General features: G+C 42.4%; 19 protein-coding genes. 16 read left to right on the forward strand and 3 right to left on the reverse strand.

The features are described 5' to 3' along the window. The first annotated feature begins 42 nt into the window (after positions 1-42). The 7 genes from NSU15_RS14065 (at position 43) to NSU15_RS14095 (ending at position 9,412) form a co-directional block, all read left to right on the forward strand. The gene (locus tag NSU15_RS14065) at positions 43-1,020 is read left to right on the forward strand and encodes a MoxR family ATPase (RefSeq protein ID WP_042132158.1); all 978 of its coding nucleotides are present in this window, start codon (positions 43-45) and stop codon (positions 1,018-1,020) included. Between the two features lie 3 nt (positions 1,021-1,023). After that, complete coding sequence (locus tag NSU15_RS14070; RefSeq protein WP_339290918.1) at positions 1,024-2,112, forward strand: DUF58 domain-containing protein; 1,089 nt, start codon at positions 1,024-1,026, stop codon at positions 2,110-2,112. Continuing rightward, on the forward strand, positions 2,109-3,443 hold the full coding sequence (locus tag NSU15_RS14075) for a hypothetical protein (RefSeq protein ID WP_339290920.1): 1,335 nt from the start codon (positions 2,109-2,111) through the stop codon (positions 3,441-3,443). The genes NSU15_RS14070 and NSU15_RS14075 overlap by 4 nt, the downstream gene beginning before the upstream one ends. Positions 3,444-3,579: 136 nt before the next feature. Next, complete coding sequence (locus tag NSU15_RS14080; protein WP_052414594.1) at positions 3,580-6,165, forward strand: hypothetical protein; 2,586 nt, start codon at positions 3,580-3,582, stop codon at positions 6,163-6,165. A gap of 39 nt (positions 6,166-6,204) precedes the next feature. After that, positions 6,205-6,924, forward strand: coding sequence for an ABC transporter ATP-binding protein (locus NSU15_RS14085; RefSeq protein WP_042127391.1), 720 nt, complete (start codon positions 6,205-6,207; stop codon positions 6,922-6,924). Next, the gene (locus tag NSU15_RS14090) at positions 6,914-8,293 is read left to right on the forward strand and encodes an ABC transporter permease (protein ID WP_076118400.1); all 1,380 of its coding nucleotides are present in this window, start codon (positions 6,914-6,916) and stop codon (positions 8,291-8,293) included. Before NSU15_RS14085 ends, NSU15_RS14090 begins: the two co-directional genes overlap by 11 nt. Positions 8,294-8,323: 30 nt before the next feature. Beyond that, complete coding sequence (locus tag NSU15_RS14095) at positions 8,324-9,412, forward strand: efflux RND transporter periplasmic adaptor subunit (RefSeq protein WP_042127397.1); 1,089 nt, start codon at positions 8,324-8,326, stop codon at positions 9,410-9,412. A 20-nt stretch (positions 9,413-9,432) separates the two neighbouring features. Here NSU15_RS14095 and nagZ read toward each other — a convergent pair whose 3' ends face one another. Next, positions 9,433-10,503: a beta-N-acetylhexosaminidase gene (gene nagZ, locus NSU15_RS14100; RefSeq protein ID WP_339290924.1), complete on the reverse strand. Its 1,071-nt coding sequence runs from the start codon at positions 10,501-10,503 to the stop codon at positions 9,433-9,435. A 49-nt stretch (positions 10,504-10,552) separates the two neighbouring features. Between nagZ and NSU15_RS14105 the strand changes: the two genes are divergently transcribed. Next, positions 10,553-10,753: a hypothetical protein gene (locus NSU15_RS14105; RefSeq protein ID WP_339290926.1), complete on the forward strand. Its 201-nt coding sequence runs from the start codon at positions 10,553-10,555 to the stop codon at positions 10,751-10,753. A gap of 105 nt (positions 10,754-10,858) precedes the next feature. Then, entirely contained in the window at positions 10,859-11,362 is a 504-nt protein-coding gene (locus tag NSU15_RS14110; protein WP_042127399.1) for a ferritin, read from the forward strand. Positions 11,363-11,404: 42 nt separating this feature from the next. Here NSU15_RS14110 and NSU15_RS14115 read toward each other — a convergent pair whose 3' ends face one another. Further along, the gene (locus NSU15_RS14115) at positions 11,405-12,739 is read right to left on the reverse strand and encodes a PQQ-binding-like beta-propeller repeat protein (protein WP_339290928.1); all 1,335 of its coding nucleotides are present in this window, start codon (positions 12,737-12,739) and stop codon (positions 11,405-11,407) included. Positions 12,740-13,054: 315 nt separating this feature from the next. Here NSU15_RS14115 and NSU15_RS14120 point away from each other — a divergent pair, with 315 nt between their 5' ends. From NSU15_RS14120 to NSU15_RS14140, 5 genes are all read left to right on the forward strand, one after another. Beyond that, positions 13,055-13,924, forward strand: coding sequence for a cation diffusion facilitator family transporter (locus tag NSU15_RS14120; RefSeq protein WP_042127403.1), 870 nt, complete (start codon positions 13,055-13,057; stop codon positions 13,922-13,924). Between the two features lie 141 nt (positions 13,925-14,065). Beyond that, positions 14,066-14,476: a bacteriohemerythrin gene (locus NSU15_RS14125; protein ID WP_081389791.1), complete on the forward strand. Its 411-nt coding sequence runs from the start codon at positions 14,066-14,068 to the stop codon at positions 14,474-14,476. Positions 14,477-14,662: 186 nt separating this feature from the next. Beyond that, on the forward strand, positions 14,663-15,856 hold the full coding sequence (locus NSU15_RS14130; RefSeq protein ID WP_339290931.1) for a metallophosphoesterase: 1,194 nt from the start codon (positions 14,663-14,665) through the stop codon (positions 15,854-15,856). 147 nt (positions 15,857-16,003) lie between these two features. Continuing rightward, positions 16,004-16,453, forward strand: a complete 450-nt coding sequence (locus NSU15_RS14135; RefSeq protein ID WP_339290933.1) for a MarR family transcriptional regulator — start codon at positions 16,004-16,006, stop codon at positions 16,451-16,453. Positions 16,454-16,501: 48 nt separating this feature from the next. Continuing rightward, on the forward strand, positions 16,502-17,314 hold the full coding sequence (locus tag NSU15_RS14140) for an SDR family oxidoreductase (protein ID WP_339290934.1): 813 nt from the start codon (positions 16,502-16,504) through the stop codon (positions 17,312-17,314). Positions 17,315-17,335: 21 nt separating this feature from the next. Here the strand turns inward: NSU15_RS14140 and NSU15_RS14145 are convergent, their stop codons facing one another. Beyond that, on the reverse strand, positions 17,336-17,809 hold the full coding sequence (locus NSU15_RS14145) for a ferritin-like domain-containing protein (protein ID WP_339290936.1): 474 nt from the start codon (positions 17,807-17,809) through the stop codon (positions 17,336-17,338). Positions 17,810-17,952: 143 nt separating this feature from the next. On the opposite strand from NSU15_RS14145, the gene NSU15_RS14150 reads away from it, so the two are divergent. Together NSU15_RS14150 and NSU15_RS14155 are read left to right on the forward strand one after the other, a co-directional pair. Next, the gene (locus NSU15_RS14150) at positions 17,953-18,630 is read left to right on the forward strand and encodes a response regulator transcription factor (protein ID WP_042127411.1); all 678 of its coding nucleotides are present in this window, start codon (positions 17,953-17,955) and stop codon (positions 18,628-18,630) included. Further along, the gene (locus NSU15_RS14155; protein WP_076118414.1) at positions 18,627-20,003 is read left to right on the forward strand and encodes a HAMP domain-containing sensor histidine kinase; all 1,377 of its coding nucleotides are present in this window, start codon (positions 18,627-18,629) and stop codon (positions 20,001-20,003) included. Before NSU15_RS14150 ends, NSU15_RS14155 begins: the two co-directional genes overlap by 4 nt. The last annotated feature ends 45 nt before the right edge of the window (positions 20,004-20,048 follow it).

Consider the following 20,048-nt stretch of genomic DNA (forward strand, 5'->3'; position numbering starts at 1 on the left):
GGACTTATTACATTAATTTCCCAGATTGGACGGTGTATTTACATGAACCTTCAAGAAGTCACTGAACTCATCAAATCTATTAGAACCAATCTAGCTAAAGTCATTGTAGGAAAAGAGGATGGAGTAGACCTGTTACTGACTGCATTGCTTGCGAATGGCCATGTTCTTCTCGAGGATGTTCCGGGTACAGGTAAAACTTTATTAGCAAAAGTCCTTGCTAAATCTCTGGATTGTTCATTTAAGCGTATTCAGTTTACGCCAGACTTACTGCCTTCTGATTTAAGCGGGATTAATTTCTACAATCAAAAGACAGGTGAATTTCAGTTTAGACCTGGTCCGGTTTTTGCGAATATTTTGTTGGCTGATGAAATAAATCGTGCAACCCCGAGAACACAATCCAGTCTGCTGGAATGTATGGAGGAGCGGCAAATTACGATCGATGGTGTGACTCATAGTCTAGAAGCCCCGTTTCTGGTAATTGCTACTCAGAATCCGATTGACAACCAAGGGACCTTTCCGTTACCTGAAGCTCAATTAGATAGATTTTTGATGCGGATTACTACGGGCTATCCGTCCTTTGACGAAGGAATTCATATTTTACAGCGCTTCCGTGAGAATAACCCGCTGGAAGAGACTTTTTCAGTGGCTACCGCTCAAGATATTCAAGCAGCACAGCGTTTAACCGCTTCCGTTAGTATAAGCGATGATTTGCTGGCTTATATTGTTCGAATTACAGAAGCTACACGGAAATCAACGGCAGTTAAACTAGGTGCGAGTCCCCGTGCTAGTGGGGCTTTGCTTAAATCTGCTCAAGGATATGCACTTATTCAAGGGAGATCTTACGTAACACCGGATGATATTAAGGCCGTAGCCGTTCCGGTGCTTGCCCATCGTCTACTTCTTCATCGAGGATTGGGTTCAAAAGAAGGACAGGCAGCGGATATTGTGCTACAAGTGCTTCGTGAGGTAGAGGTGCCGACTGAACTCGTTACGTCCATTAGAGGCGGAAAGGTGGAATGAGCTATGGCTTTGCCTTGGTTCATTTTCATTACTGTAGTTCTATTGTTCCTTCTTGCCGTTATCTATGAACGAAATGGTCTGAAAGCGCTTAGCTATACTCGTTATTTTTCAACAAAAGTTGCTTATGAAGGGGATCATCTTGAGATGATCGAGGAGATCGTTAATGCTAAGCTTTTGCCATTACCATGGCTTCGGCTGGAATCTAGTATTTCTAGAGGTTTGGAATTTAGTAGTCAGGATAATCTCGGAATTAGCACGGGGGAAATCTATCAGAATCATATCAGCTTGTTCTACCTGAAATCATACCGTCATATTAAACGGCGTCATCAAGTAACTTGCGAGCGACGGGGGATATACCGTTTAGAGACGGTCACAATGACCACTGGAGATCCCTTTGGTTTAATTCGGAAAAACAAAACGTATCCACTTGAATTAGAGTTATTGGTCTATCCTAATCTGCTGAGCTTAGATGATCTACCACTGCCGATACATAGCTGGCTGGGTGAACTTCCGGTGAAAAGGTGGATCGTAGAAGATCCTTTCCTGACTGCAGGTATTCGCGAGTATAACTCAGGAGATTCTATGGGACTTATAAACTGGAAGGCTACAGCACGCACAGGTACTATGCAGGTGCATAAGAAAGACTACACCGCAGATTCCAGACTCGTCATTTGCTTGAATATAGAGGACAGTCATTCCATGTGGAGAGCGGTAACGGATGTTGAACGTATCGAGCAAGGGATAAGGTATGCGGCCACTATCGCCGAATACGCCATGCGCCATGGAATTGAGACGGGGTTTATCTGTAACGGTAGACTGGACAACAGGGGCGAAAGAGATCCTGTAGAAGCAGAACCAATGGCTCAATTGGAAGACTTACTTGAGCTGTTAGCTAAGCTGGAGCTTGACAGAACGCTTCCTATGAGCCGATTGCTGGACCTGCAAGCCGAGAGTGGAATAAGTGATACTGACTTTCTGATCATTAGCTGTCATAGAGGAACAGAATTACAAGCGTCCGCAGACCTTCTATACCAGTTAGGAAACGGTGTGGAGTGGCTGGATATTCCGGAACAGGGGGGAGAGAGTGCATGAAGCTTACGTCATCTGGTTACGTATGGAGTACAATCAAACTCTGGATATTCTCTATTCTAGAACTATTATTAGTTCTACCTGTATGGATTCTGTTTCAGGTTTATGTACTGCCCAAGCAAATTGACCCTTTGTGGTTATCTGTCATGCCGCTAGTATCATTACTGGGCATTCTGCTGCGGCGACAGTGTAGTGTCAGATGGAAACAGTTGCTGGCTGCATTAATCCTTGGGGCAACGACTGGTATTTTGTCATCAGGAAGTCTGTCTATCGAAAGTCTGCCTTTAGGTATCGCAGGTTTTATATGCGCATATCTAGGGATGACTGCTGACTCTCGTGATCAGACCAGTAGGAAGTATTGGCTGGGGATTGTGATTTATTTTGTTGCGACCATTGTCTTTCATAGAATTCCTGATTTGGAGGCAACCGTTACCCTTCTGACCTGGTGTGGCAGCTTATGTTTATTGCTCACTCTACTTATATCTAATAGCAGTTATTTACAATATAGTACGCTCTCAAATGAGGGCAAAGCTTTGCCAAAAGGATTACAAAGAAATAACCGTATTTATGTTATTGGTATAGGAATTGTTGCGGCCGTGTTAGCGGCAGGGGTCGGAAAAGCCATAGGAACACTGCTATGGAATATGGTGCGTTCGTTCTTCGGATGGATTAGTAAACTATTCTCTGGATCGAGTGAGCCGCTGCCACCGTCAGTAGAACAGCCGCAAGCGAGTCCGGAGCTGCCTTTTGTAGGAGAGCAAAAACCAGGCCTGCTAGCTGCTATCTTAGATGTCGCTTTTTATGTAGCTGGAACTGTGCTAGTAGGAGTGGCAATCTACTTTGCAGTTCGGTGGTTGTATAGAAATGTCGGAGGGAAATTGAAGAGATTCATGGATGCCTTGCTATCCATGCTGCGCAGGGAGCATACGCCTAAAGACAATACCTCTTATCTTGATGAGGAGAAAAGTGTATTTACATGGGAACAAACGCTTCAAGGACTGAGGAACTTCTGGAGTACCCGTCTTACGCCAAGACATCGAAAAGATCGCTGGGAGCAGATGCAGAGTGAACGGGAACGTGTTCGCTGGTTGTATCGGCGTTGGCTTCATATGAAAGAGGATCAAGGTTATGTAGTTAAAAAATATCTTACACCGAAAGAAACGGAAGACGATATTTTAAAATGGACAGCTCTTAACCACTCTAAACGTAAGGGCGATGAAAGTTCTGTTAACACGTCGAATTCATTGATTAAAATATATGAAAAAGTTAGATACGGAGAGGAAAATCCTTCTGCTAATGATGTGGCTGCATTGAAAGATGAATTGAAATTATAGAATAGAGTATTCATCAAAAATCATGCAAATAGAACAAATAGGTTACAATCAGCCCAAAAGTGTTACAACATGGATACAATTGGTTTTGCGCTTGCCACTATAATAATTCTAGCAAAATACTCGTGGAGGGAAGTAAATGAGAAAGCATAGCAGTACATATGTTGTTTTACTATTAAGTACCTTTGTCATCAGTCAACTGACTGGACATACCGCTTCAGCGGCATCCGCTAATGCTGTTAATACAAATCCAGCTGTGGCTGCGGCGGCCGTTACAGCAACTAGTAATCTAGGTTCCATTTCTTTAGGAGCAAATATTAAAGCCACACTTGAAGATGTCAATATTTGGTCACAAACAGGTGGGAATATTTTAACCTATACGCTGAATTATTCGAATGGCAGCAGTAAAAATGCAAACCTAATGTACTATTTTTCGAGAGTTACGACGCCAGGGGGAGCTGTCATTCCGGGTAACCCTCTGAGTGCTGACGCGCTTAAGAAGAAGATTGGTGCAAAAGAAAGCTTGCGCGTTACATATTACGTCAACATAGGCAAGGCTAATTCGTTAAAAGGGATCAAGATTCCTATGTATGTGTGGGATTCCAAAACCAAAGGTTATTTAAAGCACGCAGGAAGTTTTACAGTGCCAGCTAATTATTCTCCAACCGCTGTAAATGGAAAAAATGTTAGCACTACAATGAATGATATTCCTGTCATCGCCAAAAGTGAGTCCTTGGAGCTCTATAAATATAATGGAAAGGTCTATGCCAAGGTTGGAATAAGCCTGACCAATAAAGGTAGCAAGGTACTCAGTGATCCAGGTTATGCGGCTTATTTGCTCTCTGCAGGTGGTAGTTCTTATGAATTAGCACTTGATCGATCTCAGATTAGTTACAAGATCCAACCGCAAGAGAAGAAGACAATCTATTATCTTGCCGAGATTCCTCCATATATGAAAACGGATAATATGAAGCTGCAATTTACACAAAAGGATGAAGCGCTGAAGCTTGAAATCGCTAAATCCTCGTACAAGCTACCGGCAGCTACAACACCTAATTTGGTGGTAGGTAAAGGTGTGACTAAGAAAATCACCATTAATAATAATCCGATAGAAACTCAGTTAAACAACGCAAACGTATACGCTGAGAATAATAAGGGAATCTGGACCTTCCAGCTACGAGTGAAAAATGTAGGAAAGACAGCCGTGACATTGCCTACTTATGAGCTTGCTGTCAAATCTTCAACAGGGACAACCTTTCCGATCAATGCGAAAGGATTGAGCGGATTAACCATAAAGCCTTTGGAAGAAAAAATCATTCCTCTTACCGCACAGGTTCCGCTTGAGGTTGAACAGAATTCACTGCAATTGCAAATGATAGAGGCTGTTTCAGCTCCAGCCAGTACAGATACTGGAAGTGTGGGGGAGGGAACAGGATCTGAAGGGAATAATGTAAGTACGGGCAATACTGCCAAGCTGACAGTACCGGTTGCCTACTACGCAATTTCTTATACATTACGACCTGAGATTCAAAAAGGCGTGGAGTATAGCGCATCGAATGAATATGGCTCTTTCACTTATAACTTGTTGTCATTACAGCGTTTTCCTTGGAAAGCTGATGATATCGTTGTTGCTAGAATAAATATCAAGAATCCCCAGTCGGTGGCATTGATGCTTCCAGAATTAAAAGGGTCTGTCCAAGTAGACAATGATGATGTGTCTGCTTCTACAGAACTCTTCATGGACAAGGAAACCTCGACAATTGCGCCAGGAAAAAATGCTGAGATCTATGTATTTGCTAAAATTCCATACACGCAAGAGTTCGATAAATTAAAAGTGAACCTCTTTTCCACGGTCAAAGAAGAAAAGAGCTCGTTCTTGTCGTTAAGCACAAACAGCACGATGAATGCAGTATCCACTATCGAACGTGGGGGAAGTTATACAATCACCGGTAAAGGCAAGAATGCCCAGGTACAAGAGAACAAAACGATCATTTATGAAGGTCTCAACTCTAATATCGTATATACAGAGCTACTGCTGAGCAGCGAAGAAAAAAGACAAAGCAAAATGGCTCGCCTTCAAGCGTACTTTAAAACGGCTGATGGTCAGCTATTTGAAGCCACAGCGAATCAACCGGATTCTTCAGCCACTCCTGGTGGTAAGCAATTAATTACGTACTGGGCAAAATTACCGAAGTCAGTTATACCTTCTGATGTGAGTATGTATCTAGGTCCGGGAATAACCGGGAATAAGTTGACTGAACCTGGTCAAGAAGCCACAGGATTTATAAATATTGCTTCCTTGACTCTGAATCCAGTTTCCACACCACCGGAGAATAACTTGACGAAGGTTGCGCTATATCCATACACGATGTCTGTCCTAAGTTCGGAAGGGCGAACACTGAAAGGAAGTAACACTTTAGACATCGTTATGAATTACAACCTGCTTCGTGACAGTACCTACGATATGGGAACCTTCACCCATAAACTAGTACTCAAAATGACAGATCCATATGGCTTATCACAGGAACGAAGCTTGAACATCGGTACCGAACTACTTGAAGGGAATAACAACTCGTATACTGCAACCTTTACGAATAATATGTACAAGAATTTGGAGGGTGGTTCGTACCGGATCACGCTGTATGATGAGTTTCAGGGAGAACGGATCGAGCTGGCTAATCAGGCATATAGCATAAAGATTGATAGACTAGTAACAGAAAAGTAAGCATTCATATCTATTAATGTACGCGAAGGAGCAGCTCCAATGTTGCGAGTGGAAAATGTAACGCATTCTTTTAAGAATGGTAATGAAACGACGGCAGTCCTTCATCAAATAGACTTTTCTGTGAAAAAGGGGGAAATGGTTGCTCTGCTGGGGAGCTCGGGTTCCGGTAAGTCAACCATGCTAAACCTGATGGCAGGTCTGATGAAGCCTACGGAAGGTCACATATACATTGCTGACCAAGATATCGTGAAAATGAGCGAGAATAAGCTATCCGAATTTCGAAGAAAGCATATCGGGTTTATCTTTCAAGCTTATGAACTGATTACTAGCTTGACTGTCCGTGAAAATGTGGAATTGCCGTTAGTCTTTCAATCCGTCTCTCCATCAATACGTAAGCAAAAAGCTCTAGCTTTGCTGGAAGGGGTCGGTATTCCGGATAAAGCCGACCTGTTCCCTTCTCAGTTGTCTGGTGGACAGCAGCAGCGGGTCAGTATTGCGCGTTCCTTGATTACGGAGCCTTCTGTTATTTTCGCAGATGAACCGACTGGAAACCTGGACTCGAAGACAGAAGAGGAAATTATTAATATCCTGCTTAACCTGAATAAGAAGATGAAGACGACCTTCATAGTCGTAACACACGAGCTCAAAGTTGCGGAACAAATGCAACGGATTTTCACGCTTCAGGATGGATATATGATTACTGAGAAACAAACTTCTTCGGAGACAGAACTCGAAGGGGGTAAATTAATTGAGGATTAGTGATATTTCACGTTTGGCTTGGGAGCAGGTCAAACGACGGAAAGTTGTCACAGGTCTTTGTATGGCTGGTATATCGATTGGCTGTGCTGCTATTATTGTTGCTTTAAGTATAGGAGATTCCGCACAAAGCTATACGGAGCGGGAAATTAATCGGAATTTCAAAATGGATGAAATTACAGTGACTCCGAACAGCGGTATCCCTTCACAAGGGGGCGGCGAAGGAAATGGAGCTTCTGCTTCTGATGCTAAGCTCGATCCCGGCAGGTTAACAGCTCAGAAGCTTGAAATTGTTCAAAGCCTGAAGCATGTTACAGCAGCTGCACCTTTTCAAGAGCTTGGCTACATACAAATGACTACTATCGATAATAAAATTACGGATGTACAGCTTATCGGAACGGATCTTCGGTTGCTAACGAAATACGACAAGACGTTTAAGCAAGGCGGTCCTTCTGATTTGATCGGAATGGCAGTGCTTAACTATGGAGCAACTGTAGGATTGATAGATGTCGAGACACGGCAGCGTCTTTTTGAACAGCTAAATTCAGATCCGTACAATAATAAAATAATGGAACAGTACAATAGTTTAAGCATGCTTCCATCGGAAATGTACAAACAACAGGTTCAATTACAATCGTATGACCCTGCTTCGCAGACTGGACAGTCCCTAGTCAGTTCACCCATTCAAATTGTTGGGATATTGGATAGTGGGGGGAACCCTGATATGGCGATGTACGACAAGAAGATTTACGTATCGCTAGAAACGGGTGAGCGTCTGGTTGAACAACTGAAACTAATGAACGGAACCGCTGGGCAGAAGGGTGTCTACAACTCAGCCATTGTAAAAGTTGACAGCACCGACAACATCGTGCAAGTGGAGAAGCTTATACAGAAGCTCACACTAAACACTAGCACGAATCTGTATCAAAAAGAGGCGATGGCTTCCACCTTCAGTATGCTCAAGAAAGCAGCGCTTGGTATCGGTGTGTTTATCCTTATTATTGCCTCGATCTCGATTATCGTTGCAATGACCATGTCTACCCATCAGCGACGACGCCAGATTGGTATTATGAAAGTGCTAGGCGCTAATATGGGGCAGATCCGAAATATGTTCATTACAGAGGCGGCATTGCTTGGTATGCTCGGCGGTATGCTCGGCATTGTCTTTTCATACTTAATTGTATTCGGCATAAATAAGCTCATTGGTACTGCTGGAGGAATGGGGATGGGTGAACCCTTGGTTATCACTATACCTCTAATGACACTTCCAGTAGGAATTGCATTTGCAGTGATGACAGGAGTACTGTCAGGGATTTATCCCGCGATCAGCGCGTCCAGAACGAATGCGCTCACGGCGATAAAACGGGATTAGCTATTTTCAAGTTGAAAGGAAGCAGAAGTGATGAAGAGGAGAATCAAGTGGATTGTATTGGTATTGATCATTATTGCAGCAGGTTATTTTGTATACAACAAGATGTATAAACCTGAGGCACAGCTAGAGCCTGTTGAACCGCCGCAAGCGATAACGTTTGAAGTGACAAAGGAAACAATGACGAATTCCGTTCAGGTTAAAGGGAACTCACACTATGAGCAGGAAACGCTTGTATATGCACCTTATGCTTCAAAGGTAACAAAGTGGAAGGTTGAGAACGGTGGGCAAGTAAAAAAAGGGGATTTACTGTTTACCCTTGATCAGGAACCCTTAAAGAATGAGATTGCTACACAGGAGGCGACCATCCGAAAGGCCCAGCTGGAAGCGGAATTAAATGAATTTGTTAGTCAGCAGGACCAGGAGAATGCAGCTCTTGGTGCAACAGAAGCCGAACGTATAAAAGCTCTTGCAGCCCAAGAAACGGCACGGCTAGGGGATGAGCTTAACCAAGTAAATGCTGAAATACAAGCTCGTGAATTAAAAGAAAAGAAGGCAAAGCTCTCAACAGCCCTCTACCATGCTCCGGCATCTGGTGTTTTTCTATTCGATAGCGCCAGCGAAATTCCACAGACGGTGACAGACAATCAATACATCGGCAAAATTGTTGATATGAACAAGCTTGAATTCATAGCTCTTGTTGGGGAACAGGATGTATTCCGTATTAAGACGGGAATGAAAGTGGATGTTAAAATGACAGCTTTAAAAGATTTGAAGCTATCTGGAGAAGTTACTAAGGTATCTAAATTTGCTAAGACTGCATCGGGTCAAAACACTTCTGCTACATCAGTTCCACAATTTGAAGTGGTAATCTCATTACAGCCTGACGAGCACTTGATTGGTGGACTAAGCTTAAGTGGAGAAATTGAGACAGTCCGCAAAGAAAATGCCATCGTAGTATCCAGCATCGCTGTAATGCACGAAGGAGATCTTTCGTACGTGATGCTGGATAAAGGCAATGGGGAGTATGAACGAAGAGATATCGAAGTGGGCATGGAGACGGCGGACAAAACTGAGGCCATCTCCGGGTTGAACGTAGGCGATGTTGTAGTCCTTCAGTAAGGATTGTATTCGACCTAAGCCTATTTCTCAATCGTTAGCTTCCAAGATTTAATATCTTTGTTTAGCTCGGTAAGGTCAGGAACCGGAACTGGCTCATCGGATAGATTATATTTAGCTTTCAATGCTAAAATCCGATAGACGCTCTCATTAATCCGTGTTTCCTGTATCTTACCTTTTTTTACATTGTCCAGAAGGGTTTCCAGTACTCGTTTCTCATTATCATAGCCGTGAGCGATAAGTAGAATGTCACTGCCTGCATTAATGGTATCTACCGCCGCTGCGGCAAGGTCATAATTCTTCATGATAGCACCCATAGTAAGATCATCTGTGATCACTAACCCTTGATAGTTCATTTCTCCACGTAGTAGCTCACCAATGATTTTACTTGATAAAGATGCAGGCTTATCAGGATCAAGATTCGGAAATAATATATGAGCGACCATTACGGCGTCCGTTCCCTCTTTAATCGCTGCTTGAAATGGGAGCCATTCTAATTTAGCCAGCTCTTCGACAGTCTTATTCACAATCGGCAGATCAAGGTGAGAGTCGACAGAAGTGTCGCCATGGCCCGGAAAATGTTTAACAACCGGCACAACACCTTCACTCGCAATACCCTTCATTTCGGCGATCCCTAGTGTACTGACTAGTTCGGTGGAGTTGCCGAAGGAGCGATCTCCAATCACAGGATTATCTGGATTGCTATTGATATCAAGTACGGGAGCGAAGTTCATATTAAATCCGGCTGAATTCACTTCTCTTGCGAGAAGCTTGCCCATCATTTCGGCAGCGTTAGCATCATTAGAAGAACCAACCTTCCCATTAGAAGGGATGGAAGCATACTCTTTCGGCATTCTGTTGACTTTTCCACCCTCCTGATCGACACTCATGAATAATGGAGTAGGGTTACTGCTGTTACTCTCTTTCATGGAATTTACAAGGCTAACCATACTTTTTAAGTCTTGAATATTGTTCTTATAAAGAATGATTCCACCGACTTTGTCTTCGGAAATCATCTTTTTTGCTTGATCATCTAGAACGGTTCCTTCAATACCAACAAGGAGCATTTGTCCGATTTTCTCTTCAAGGCTCATATTGGAAACCTGAAGAGTAATCGGATCACTTTCTGAGGAGGGAACAGGTGTGGCACTGATAACAGGTGATGGTGTGGAATCAGCAGTCGTCGAATTTGTAGCGATAGGTTGGGAACTGTTACTGCTATTGGAACAACTTGTTATTAGAAGCATAGATAACATAGCTGAAGCCATTAGAAGGTTACCGGAGATTTTAGGTCTTAAGAGGTTACGAGTGAAACTGGTCATCAGAAAAGTCGTCCCTTCGTAGCTTATTTAGATGTCAGAAGGATGAATCCTTGCTGACTTAGATACACGGTGATAAGATGAACTTAAATCTTTACATATTAAATTTGAATTATGAGGTGACGGTCAGATGAAAGATGGATTAGTAAACGCACTTAATGAACAGATGAATTTCGAGTTTTATTCCGCTCATGTTTATCTAGCTATGGCTGCTTATTGTTCCGGTGAAAGTCTGGATGGTTTTGCAAACTTTTTCTTGATTCAAGCAGAAGAAGAACGATTTCATGCCATGAAAATCTATAAGTTCCTTAATGATCGCGATAATCGGGCGACACTTGAAGCACTCCCAGAGCCGAAGAACGAGTACTCCTCGATGCTTGATGCTTTTGAACATGCTTTTGCACATGAACAACAAAACACGAAACGTTTCTATCATTTGGCTGACTTGGCACTGGATGAGCGTGAACATGCAACGATCTATTTCTTGAAATGGTTTATTGATGAGCAAGTAGAAGAGGAAGCACTCTTTAGCAACATCATTAGCAAACTGAAACGAATAGATAAAGATAGCAACGCCTTCTACATGCTGGATGCAGAATTTGCAGCACGTACTTTTACAGCTCCTGCTGAATAAGTTGAGTTGTGAAGCCCAGAAGCCTGAGAAATCAGGCTTTTTTTATTTTATGGATGAAGGCAGTTTAATGGCAAGCAGTTTATTATCCGTTCGGATCATCAGCATGCTTCCGGTTTTAAGCGAAGGAGCAAAGTTTCGAGAGCCGGTATTCACAGTGAAAATAGGCTTCAAAGTCAACATGTCATAGGCGTGAAATAGGCCATCGGATTGTCCGCTATAAACCACATTTCCGAAAAGATCCGTCTGAACTACAGGATTCTCACCAATATTAAGGTCGACGAGTTGTCCTGTTCCTAGTTTAAGTGCGGATATCGTACCTTTATCATAATTTTGAAATAACATTCTTTGCTGATAGACTTGGTTCAACGGTATGTCCTTTTCTCTGATCATCGAAGCCCAGGTTTGAATCGGTTTGCCGTCTGCTGAATAATTCCAAAAATCATATTTCACAAACTTACTGCCCTGAAAGATATAGAAGTCGTTTCCATCCAAGAATGCAGTCCCATTTACGCCACCATAACTAAATACCCCATCTTTATTCTCGGTATCTGTCCATTTATATAAACGTTCTCCCTTTAATTCACCAGTCTTTACGTTGAACACGGATACTTTGACATTACGATTTACAGCATCATCATCCATCATTAACGTATTGGTAATAGAGTAGAGAAGCCCATCCTTTACTGCCAGTGGCCACCATTGACGGCTATGGTCCCATAGTTTTTTGCCTGTGAGACTGTCATAAGCGGCAAGTCCGGCAGTTGTTAAGGCACCCTGAGAGAGATAACTTCGAATAATAACCCCGTCGGTTTCCATAAGATTCGATAAGCCTGTAAAGTTATTACTCTCCACCGCAGCCTTCCATTTGATCTTTCCGTTGACGGCATCAACGGCTGCAAGTTGAGTCTCCTGTGTAACATAAATAGTGGTGCCTAAACGTTGTATACTAGTTGCTTTAGGTAATGCTACAGCTGCTGACCATGCTTTTTTGCCTGCCTCATTAACGGCATATAAGGAGCCACTTTGGGTCAGTCCATAGATAAATCCATTACTGTACGTGAACAACGGGGCTAATGCATTTCCGAATTCCCACATTTTTTTACCTGTTGCAGCATTCAATGCGACTAATTTTTCATTCCGCTGCAAAGCAAAGACCTTCCCATTCTCCGCTAGTGCTGTAACATTCTGCTCAGTGACTCTACCTTCTTTTAGGAAGGCTAACGGTGCTGACCATACCGGTGCAAGAATAGGCGCTTTGATCTCATTGTAAAAGGGATTGCTTGTACTAATGACTGCTTGTTCCGCAGAAATGACGGATAATGTTCCATTGTAAGCTAATGGGGATGCAATACTAGCAACAGCTAAAACTTTAATCATGGTCTTGTGCAAAGACTGAGTCATCGTTCCACGCCCCTCAAAATTAGTGTTTACTATAATTAGACATTTCAAATGGCAAAAAGTTACTATACCAATAGAACAAGCTTAATCGACTTCGGCAACTTATACTTTCTTATAATTTGGAAGTAAAGTTGAACAAAGGCAAACTATGTTACACTCCGCAAAACAGTTATGACCTAGCAACTCTATTTGACGGAGGGAACTATTACGCCTCTTAGCAACACTGTTTCTCTAGACCCACCCGAATCTTGGAGTGTAGTATAGAACAATACTATTCTTTGGGGGTTCTTTTTTTTGGAAAATTACAACGACATCAAACAAGGTGAAAAAGGAGCTTGGCTAAGCATAGTTGCTTATATCTTCTTATCCGCCATCAAATTGTTCATTGGTACGGTCTCGGGATCTCAAGCGCTGCTTGCGGACGGTCTGAACAACAGCACGGATATTATCGCTTCTATCGCCGTACTAATCGGCCTCAAGATCTCCAGAAGACCGCCGGATTCCAATCACAGCTACGGGCATTTCAGAGCGGAGACCGTGGCATCCTTAATTGCTTCGTTCATTATGATTGTGGTAGGACTTCAAGTGTTGTACCAGGGTGTGAATAAATTTATCCAACCGGAACTGGAAAGTCCAGATCTTATGGCAGCGTGGACGGCAGTCTTTTGTGCTGTAATCATGATGGGCGTGTATATGTATAACATTAGACTGGCCCGCTCCATTAATAGTAACGCTATGCGAGCCGTTGCACTAGATAATCGATCGGATGCTTTAGTTAGTATTGGCGCATTTGTCGGAATTGTGGCTTCTGGATTTGGGATACCATGGCTTGATCCACTTACAGCGATTATTGTCGGCCTGATCATCTGCAAGACGGCATGGGATATCTTTAGTAAAGCAACACATGACTTAACGGACGGTTTTGATGCGGAAGAGCTTGAACTGATGAAAGAAACCGTTGCTGAAGTGGACGGCGTTCAATCTATTAAAGATATCAAAGCCCGCATCCATGGGAATAACGTGCTAGTGGATACAACTGTATTAGTAGACTCTGAGCTTAGTGTGGTGCAGAGCCATGATATTACGGAAGAAATTGAAGAACAATTGAAGGACCGACACCAAGTTTCGAATGTGCTTGTCCACATAGAACCGGTAATGAAGTAGAAGTAGACTCAGAAGTGTGACTTTCCTTGGATGAATATGGGATTTCCTCTGTGATGTTGTTAATAGATCTTTTGTGCAGAAAGGTGGAAAATTAGTTGTATTTATCGATATGTAAATTTCAGGAAATGGAATGGTGATTTCGTGATTGAGTGGAAGGATTCATATGATATCGGTGTAGAGAAAATAGACTGTCAGCACAGACAGTTGCTAGCGAAATTGAACGAATTTTTTGATGCTTGCAGTAAGCAGCAGGGGAAAGAAAAGATCGAAGAAACGCTGAAATTCTTGAAGGAATATACCATTGAGCATTTTAGCAATGAAGAACAATTGATGGAAGAGATCGATTTTCCTGAATTGGCGGAACATCGTCAGACGCATGCTGATTTTGTAAAAGCCGTTCTTGAATTGGAAGAAACCATTAAAACTAAGGGAGTTTCCGTTCTCTCGACGATTAAGCTTAACCGTACGTTGACCGATTGGCTTCTGAATCACATTAATAAATGCGATAAGCTAATTGGTGAGTGTATGGCCACACGGGATAGAGCGGTATAACTTAATCCCCCAAAGAAAATGCCGACGGGCATTTTCTTTTTTTTTGACAGGGAATGTGGTGAGGAATTGTGGTATGTTATTTGCTCCGTTTTCCGAAGACAGCACCGGAATTTATACTGGGTTAACGGTTTGTGTTATGATTTGAGATAAGACGTATAGAGTTAGTATAGTAAAGGGAGTGGAACGATGAAAACATTACGAATGTTAGCTTCAGGGTTTGCTATGCTGCTTATTCTGGGCCTTGTTAATTTTTACATTGGGTATCATGGATGGTTGCTGGTTCATGAATGGTTTTCAGGTGCTTCCTCAGCTTTGTTCTGGACAGTATTCCTGCTTGTGGCCTTTGCGTATGTCGTTGGAATGATACCATGGCCTACAATTGTGAAGCCGTTAGCTAGATTCTTTAAAGTGATTGGATCGTATTATCTAGCCTGTATGGAATTTGCTATTATCATGTTGCCCTTAGCTGATCTGTTGTATGTATTACTGGGCTGGATGGGTGTTGATCGAACGCACTACATCTTAGAAGCGGGAGTTACGCTACTGATATTACTCATAGTTTTTCTAGTCTGGGGTTCGATTAATGCTTGGAGTACAGTAATCCGTACGCATCCCATTCCCATCGATAAATCCATAGGAACCAGTACACCATTAACCATCGCGGTTGCATCTGATCTGCATTTAGGAAACATCGTCGGTAATCGGCATCTCAAAAAAATGGTTGCACAAATGAACGCTATGAAGCCTGATGTGATTTTGCTGGCTGGGGATGTGCTTGATGATAGTATAGAGCCTTTTATTCGCAACGGTATGAGTGAACAGCTCAAGCAATTAAAAGCGCGTCATGGTGTCTACGCAGTGCTGGGTAATCACGAATATTACGGTGGTTCGATTAAAGAATATACCGATTTGATGAGTAGCATAGGCATTAAAGTCTTACAGGATGAGGTTGAAGAAGTAGCTGGAACGTATATTGTGGGTCGAAAAGATAAAACTGCCGAAACAATGGAAGCCGGTGGCAGAATGAGCGTAAGCTCTTTATTGAATGGTCTCGATCTTACACGTCCTGTAATCATGATGGATCATCAGCCTACCGGTTTTGATGTCGCTGCCCAAGAAGGGGTAGATATTTTGCTCTCCGGTCATACGCATCGTGGACAGATTGCGCCTAATCACTGGATCACTAAACGGTTATTCGAACTGGACTGGGGTTATCTTCGTAAAGATAACTTGCATGTGGTTGTTTCCTCTGGTTATGGGACATGGGGACCTCCAATCCGATTAGCCAGCCGTTCGGAGATCATTAAACTTGAAGTAGTCTTAGAAGGGACTAAACAATATAGTGAAGAAGCCGTGTCTACAAAGACGGTATTAATCTAACTGAGAAATTAAATGATAAGAAGCTGTCTTAACCCGTGGAATTATTCTGCGAGATGAGGCAGCTTCTTTTTTTGACAATTAGATTAGCGTGTAGTATTGTTTGTTTGTGATAGTTAAGCACTTAACTAAATTGGAGTTGGAAAATCTATGAATGAACATTTGCAACCGTTCGTTTTGAAGCAGCCGCTGCATACTCAGGCATTTTTCACTTTAGTTCATACTACTGCAAGCTTGGTTTCTGTCTCTGATAAATATTGGCAGTCTAAAGGATTAAATGGCGCAAGAATTCGTATCTTGGTGGAAATATCTAAACAGGGTGGAACAATTCTGCCTTCTACATTGGCTCACAATATTGGTGTCACAAAAGCTAATATTAGTCTTTTGCTGACCCCCCTAGAGAAAGATGGTTGGATCACCCGTTCGAATCATACTCAGGATGGTCGAAAAAGTGTTATATCGATCACGGGTGAAGGCCAGCGATTACTCCTAGAACATCTTCCCGGAAATCGTGAAGCAATCGCTGAACGTATGCAGGGACTGGATGAACAAGAGCTTCGACAACTCATCGTTTTATTAGAAAAGCTTAACAATAGCTAGCTATAATGTTGCGGTCTCGAATTCAAGGAACGGGAAGGGTGGAGTGTAATGTCAATTATGGTTACTGGGGCTACGGGGCAATTAGGGAGTTTGATTATGGAGAATCTTCTACAGTTTGTTCCGTCCAGTCAGATTATCGCATGTGTCCGTGATCTAGAGAAAGCAAAGGAACTTTTGAAAAAAGGGGTTGAGATTCGCTTTGGCGATTATGACCAGCCTGATTCACTGGTGGAAGCTTTTTCAGGAGTTACAAATTTGTTATTCATCTCTAGTTCACATCCCGATGATAACGTCAGATTAATTCAACATTCTGAGGTCGTTCATGCTGCAATAAAGGCCGGGGTAAAGCATTTGCTGTATACAGGCTTTGCATTTCCACCTAAAGGACAAATTCCAGCGAATCATGTTCACCTACTTACAGAGCAGATGATTCTTAAATCAGGGATTGACTATACATTTCTCCGCAACGCTTTGTATTTGGATTTTATAAATGTACTGGGTCTGAAAGAGGCGATCCAAAACGGTGAGCTAATCACCTATCCAGGGAACTGGTTATTTAATTCGGTGACACGAAAGGATCTCGCTTTAGCAACAGCAGTCGTGCTTACCACTACAGGGCATCATAATCAGATTTATGAATTAACTGCACCACGCTCTTGGGATTTCAGCGAACTTGCGGAGATATTATCAGAGCTATCGGGAACAAGGATTGTTCATCGGCAGGATTCAAACATTCAGCACTGGATTTATTCATTTCTTGCGAAGTTAGATACAGCTTCTACTTCAAATGATATGGAGAGACTAATGGGACGGCCTGTTACCACATTGAAGGAGAGTATAGTCACTTTCCTTCAGGATTAATAGCGATATTGAATAATTCAATTATATAGTGGTTCGATCTAAAGTGAGTAAATAATTATATTTACTGGCATGTTTTAATTCATCTAAAATAATCCCATATACAGTATCGCGATAAACTCCAACAGGCAGACCAAACCATATTTCGCGGTACTTTTCTACAGCAGCCAGTTCACCTTGGAGTGCTTTCTCTAATCCTTCTTCATAGGAATTGACCCGTTGATACTGCTCGCTGCTAATTCCTTCGATATCTTGACCTGTAATTTCTTTGAACATCCCACGGAACATGGAGTTGTGACCCCGTTCGTCATTGCGTATAGAGGTGATAATGAGGGCTTGCTCGGAGTTCGGAGCTAATTTGATAATTTCATCATAGAAGAGCTCATCATTTCGTTCACCTTGCACAGCTTCTTTGATTAAATTTAATGCTTGTGGAAGAGAGGTTGCCCAAATAGGTTTGAAATCAGATCTATTCTGAGATAAGGGTGTCCAATACATTTTTTATTAACCTCCTGATTTGCACATTATAATTAGGAGTAGTATATGAGCGAATGCCCGGTATGGTCTCTTTTTGTCTTTAGTTGTTCTAACCCTTTAAAGTTGATACTATGGGTTCATCCGTAATTCAGGGAGTGTAAATGATGAAGAAGATTTTAATAGCAGATGACGATAGCAATATTCGGACTTTATTGAAGCATGTATTGACCAGAGAAGGTTATCAAGTCATGGAGGCCGTCGATGGTCGGGATGCGATACATAAACTGCAAGAAAGTATTGCCGATTTAGCCATAGTGGACGTAATGATGCCGCATGTGGATGGATTAGAGCTATGCCAGCATATAAGAGAAACGTATGATATACCGATCATTTTGCTGACAGCTAGGCAGCAGCTTAGTGATAAAGAGCAAGGCTATTTACGGGGAACAGATGATTATGTAACGAAGCCGTTCGAGCCTGAAGAATTGTTATTTCGGATTAAAGCTTTATTTCGGCGGTATTCCATCGCTTCGGATGATCGGATTCGCTTGAATTCACTTGTGATCGATCGTAAAAATTATGAGATCACGGATGGCGACGAAGTTCTCCTGCTGCCGGTAAAGGAATTTGAACTGCTAGCGCAACTGGCACAATATCCAGGCAGACTATATTCTCGCAGTGAGTTGATTGAACTAGTATGGGGAATGGATTATGAAGGTGATGAACGTACGGTGGATGTGCACATCAAGCGATTACGTCAGCGGTTTCTGGATTATCAGGATGACTTTGTGATTCGGACGGTAAGGGGAATCGGATATAAATTGGAGATGGTGAATTCGTGAAGTCCTTGTATGTGAGGATGTGTATTCTTTTTTGTTCAGCCATTGTTGTGAGCAGTCTTCTTGGTTTCTTGGTATCTAATATTTATTATCAAGCTCAGATTAAATCTCAGAACGATGCCAAGCTTACGGGGATGGCTATTGAAATCCAGCAGTTTGCGGAGACTCACCCGGATTCTATGGAGGATTATCTGCAAAGTGTAGCCAAGCTGGGTTATAAAATCTATCTAACCGATGCAGAAGGTCAATCCCGATTCTACGGCAAGCCTTTTCGGAAAGAGGATCTAGATAAGCAACAGTTAGAAAAAGTACTGAATGGACAAGTGTATCATGGTGTAGCAGAGTTTCCTGATAGTGCATTTATTACAGGTTTTTTTGATAACCAATTAAGCAATACGATAGGTGTGCCAATCGAAGTCAATAATGAGACCTTCGCGTTATTCATGCGTCCGGATGCAGAGGTTCAATTCGGTGAGCTGCGCGTATTTTTTGCTGTTATTATCGGGTTTACCGTATTGTTCAGTCTGGGATTCGTAATGATCAGCGTATTACATGTGGTTAGACCTATTACACGTTTAACAACGGCAACTAAGCGGATTTCAAAAGGTAGATATGATATTAAACTAAATACTTGGCGCAGGGATGAGATTGGTCAGTTAGCCTCACACTTTATGATTATGAGCCGTGAGCTGGAGCGGACCAATCGTGCGCGTCAAGAGTTTGTTGCGAATGTGTCGCATGAAATCGAATCGCCATTAACTTCTATTCAAGGGTTTGCCCAAACCCTTAAAGATCCCACATTACCAGAGGATGAACGGATAGAGTACCTCAATATTATTGATCAAGAAAGCCATCGTCTATCGATGCTTAGTAAACAGCTGCTAACGTTATCTTCCCTCGATTATGATCCGGATTCCTTGCAGAAGAAACCTATAGATTTGCGCGCACAGCTTCGGCAGGTTGTACAAATCATGGAGTGGAGATTAACAGAGAAGCAATTAGCGGTTCGTTTAAGTCTTGCGGACATTCGCGTACATGGCGATTCCAATCTGTTGTATCAGGTGTGGATGAACCTCATTACTAATGCTATCAAATATACACCTGCTGAGGGATCTATTATGATTTCCGCAAAACTTGACGAAGGGAATTGTGTTGTAACCTTTTCGGATACTGGGGAAGGTATTCCTGCTGAGGAATTACCACTCATCTTTGACCGTTTTTATAAAGTTGACCGGGCACGTACACGAGAAACACATAGTAGCGGACTTGGACTTGCGATTACGCAAAAGATTGTAGAGACACATAACGGAACCATAGAAGTATCCAGTACAGTTGGCAAAGGCACGACCTTTACTGTTACTCTTCCTCTTTTGTAACTCGTTATTCATACTCCGTTCATTTTCATCTTCTAAACTGTGACT

The organism is Paenibacillus sp. FSL E2-0201 (genome assembly GCF_037963325.1).
Taxonomy (GTDB): Bacteria; Bacillota; Bacilli; order Paenibacillales; family Paenibacillaceae; genus Paenibacillus_AQ.

Excerpts from the sequence above, each read along its gene's own strand:
- NSU15_RS14065 (WP_042132158.1), top strand. The coding sequence starts at position 43 with ATGAACCTTCAAGAAGTCACTGAACTCATCAAATCTATTAGAACCAAT.
- NSU15_RS14070 (WP_339290918.1), top strand. The coding sequence starts at position 1,024 with ATGGCTTTGCCTTGGTTCATTTTCATTACTGTAGTTCTATTGTTCCTT.
- NSU15_RS14075 (WP_339290920.1), top strand. The coding sequence starts at position 2,109 with ATGAAGCTTACGTCATCTGGTTACGTATGGAGTACAATCAAACTCTGG.
- NSU15_RS14080 (WP_052414594.1), top strand. The coding sequence starts at position 3,580 with ATGAGAAAGCATAGCAGTACATATGTTGTTTTACTATTAAGTACCTTT.
- NSU15_RS14085 (WP_042127391.1), top strand. The coding sequence starts at position 6,205 with ATGTTGCGAGTGGAAAATGTAACGCATTCTTTTAAGAATGGTAATGAA.
- NSU15_RS14095 (WP_042127397.1), top strand. The coding sequence starts at position 8,324 with ATGAAGAGGAGAATCAAGTGGATTGTATTGGTATTGATCATTATTGCA.
- nagZ (WP_339290924.1), bottom strand. The coding sequence starts at position 10,503 with ATGAGCCTTGAAGAGAAAATCGGACAAATGCTCCTTGTTGGTATTGAA.
- NSU15_RS14110 (WP_042127399.1), top strand. The coding sequence starts at position 10,859 with ATGAAAGATGGATTAGTAAACGCACTTAATGAACAGATGAATTTCGAG.
- NSU15_RS14115 (WP_339290928.1), bottom strand. The coding sequence starts at position 12,739 with ATGATTAAAGTTTTAGCTGTTGCTAGTATTGCATCCCCATTAGCTTAC.
- NSU15_RS14130 (WP_339290931.1), top strand. The coding sequence starts at position 14,663 with ATGAAAACATTACGAATGTTAGCTTCAGGGTTTGCTATGCTGCTTATT.
- NSU15_RS14135 (WP_339290933.1), top strand. The coding sequence starts at position 16,004 with ATGAATGAACATTTGCAACCGTTCGTTTTGAAGCAGCCGCTGCATACT.
- NSU15_RS14140 (WP_339290934.1), top strand. The coding sequence starts at position 16,502 with ATGTCAATTATGGTTACTGGGGCTACGGGGCAATTAGGGAGTTTGATT.
- NSU15_RS14145 (WP_339290936.1), bottom strand. The coding sequence starts at position 17,809 with ATGTATTGGACACCCTTATCTCAGAATAGATCTGATTTCAAACCTATT.
- NSU15_RS14150 (WP_042127411.1), top strand. The coding sequence starts at position 17,953 with ATGAAGAAGATTTTAATAGCAGATGACGATAGCAATATTCGGACTTTA.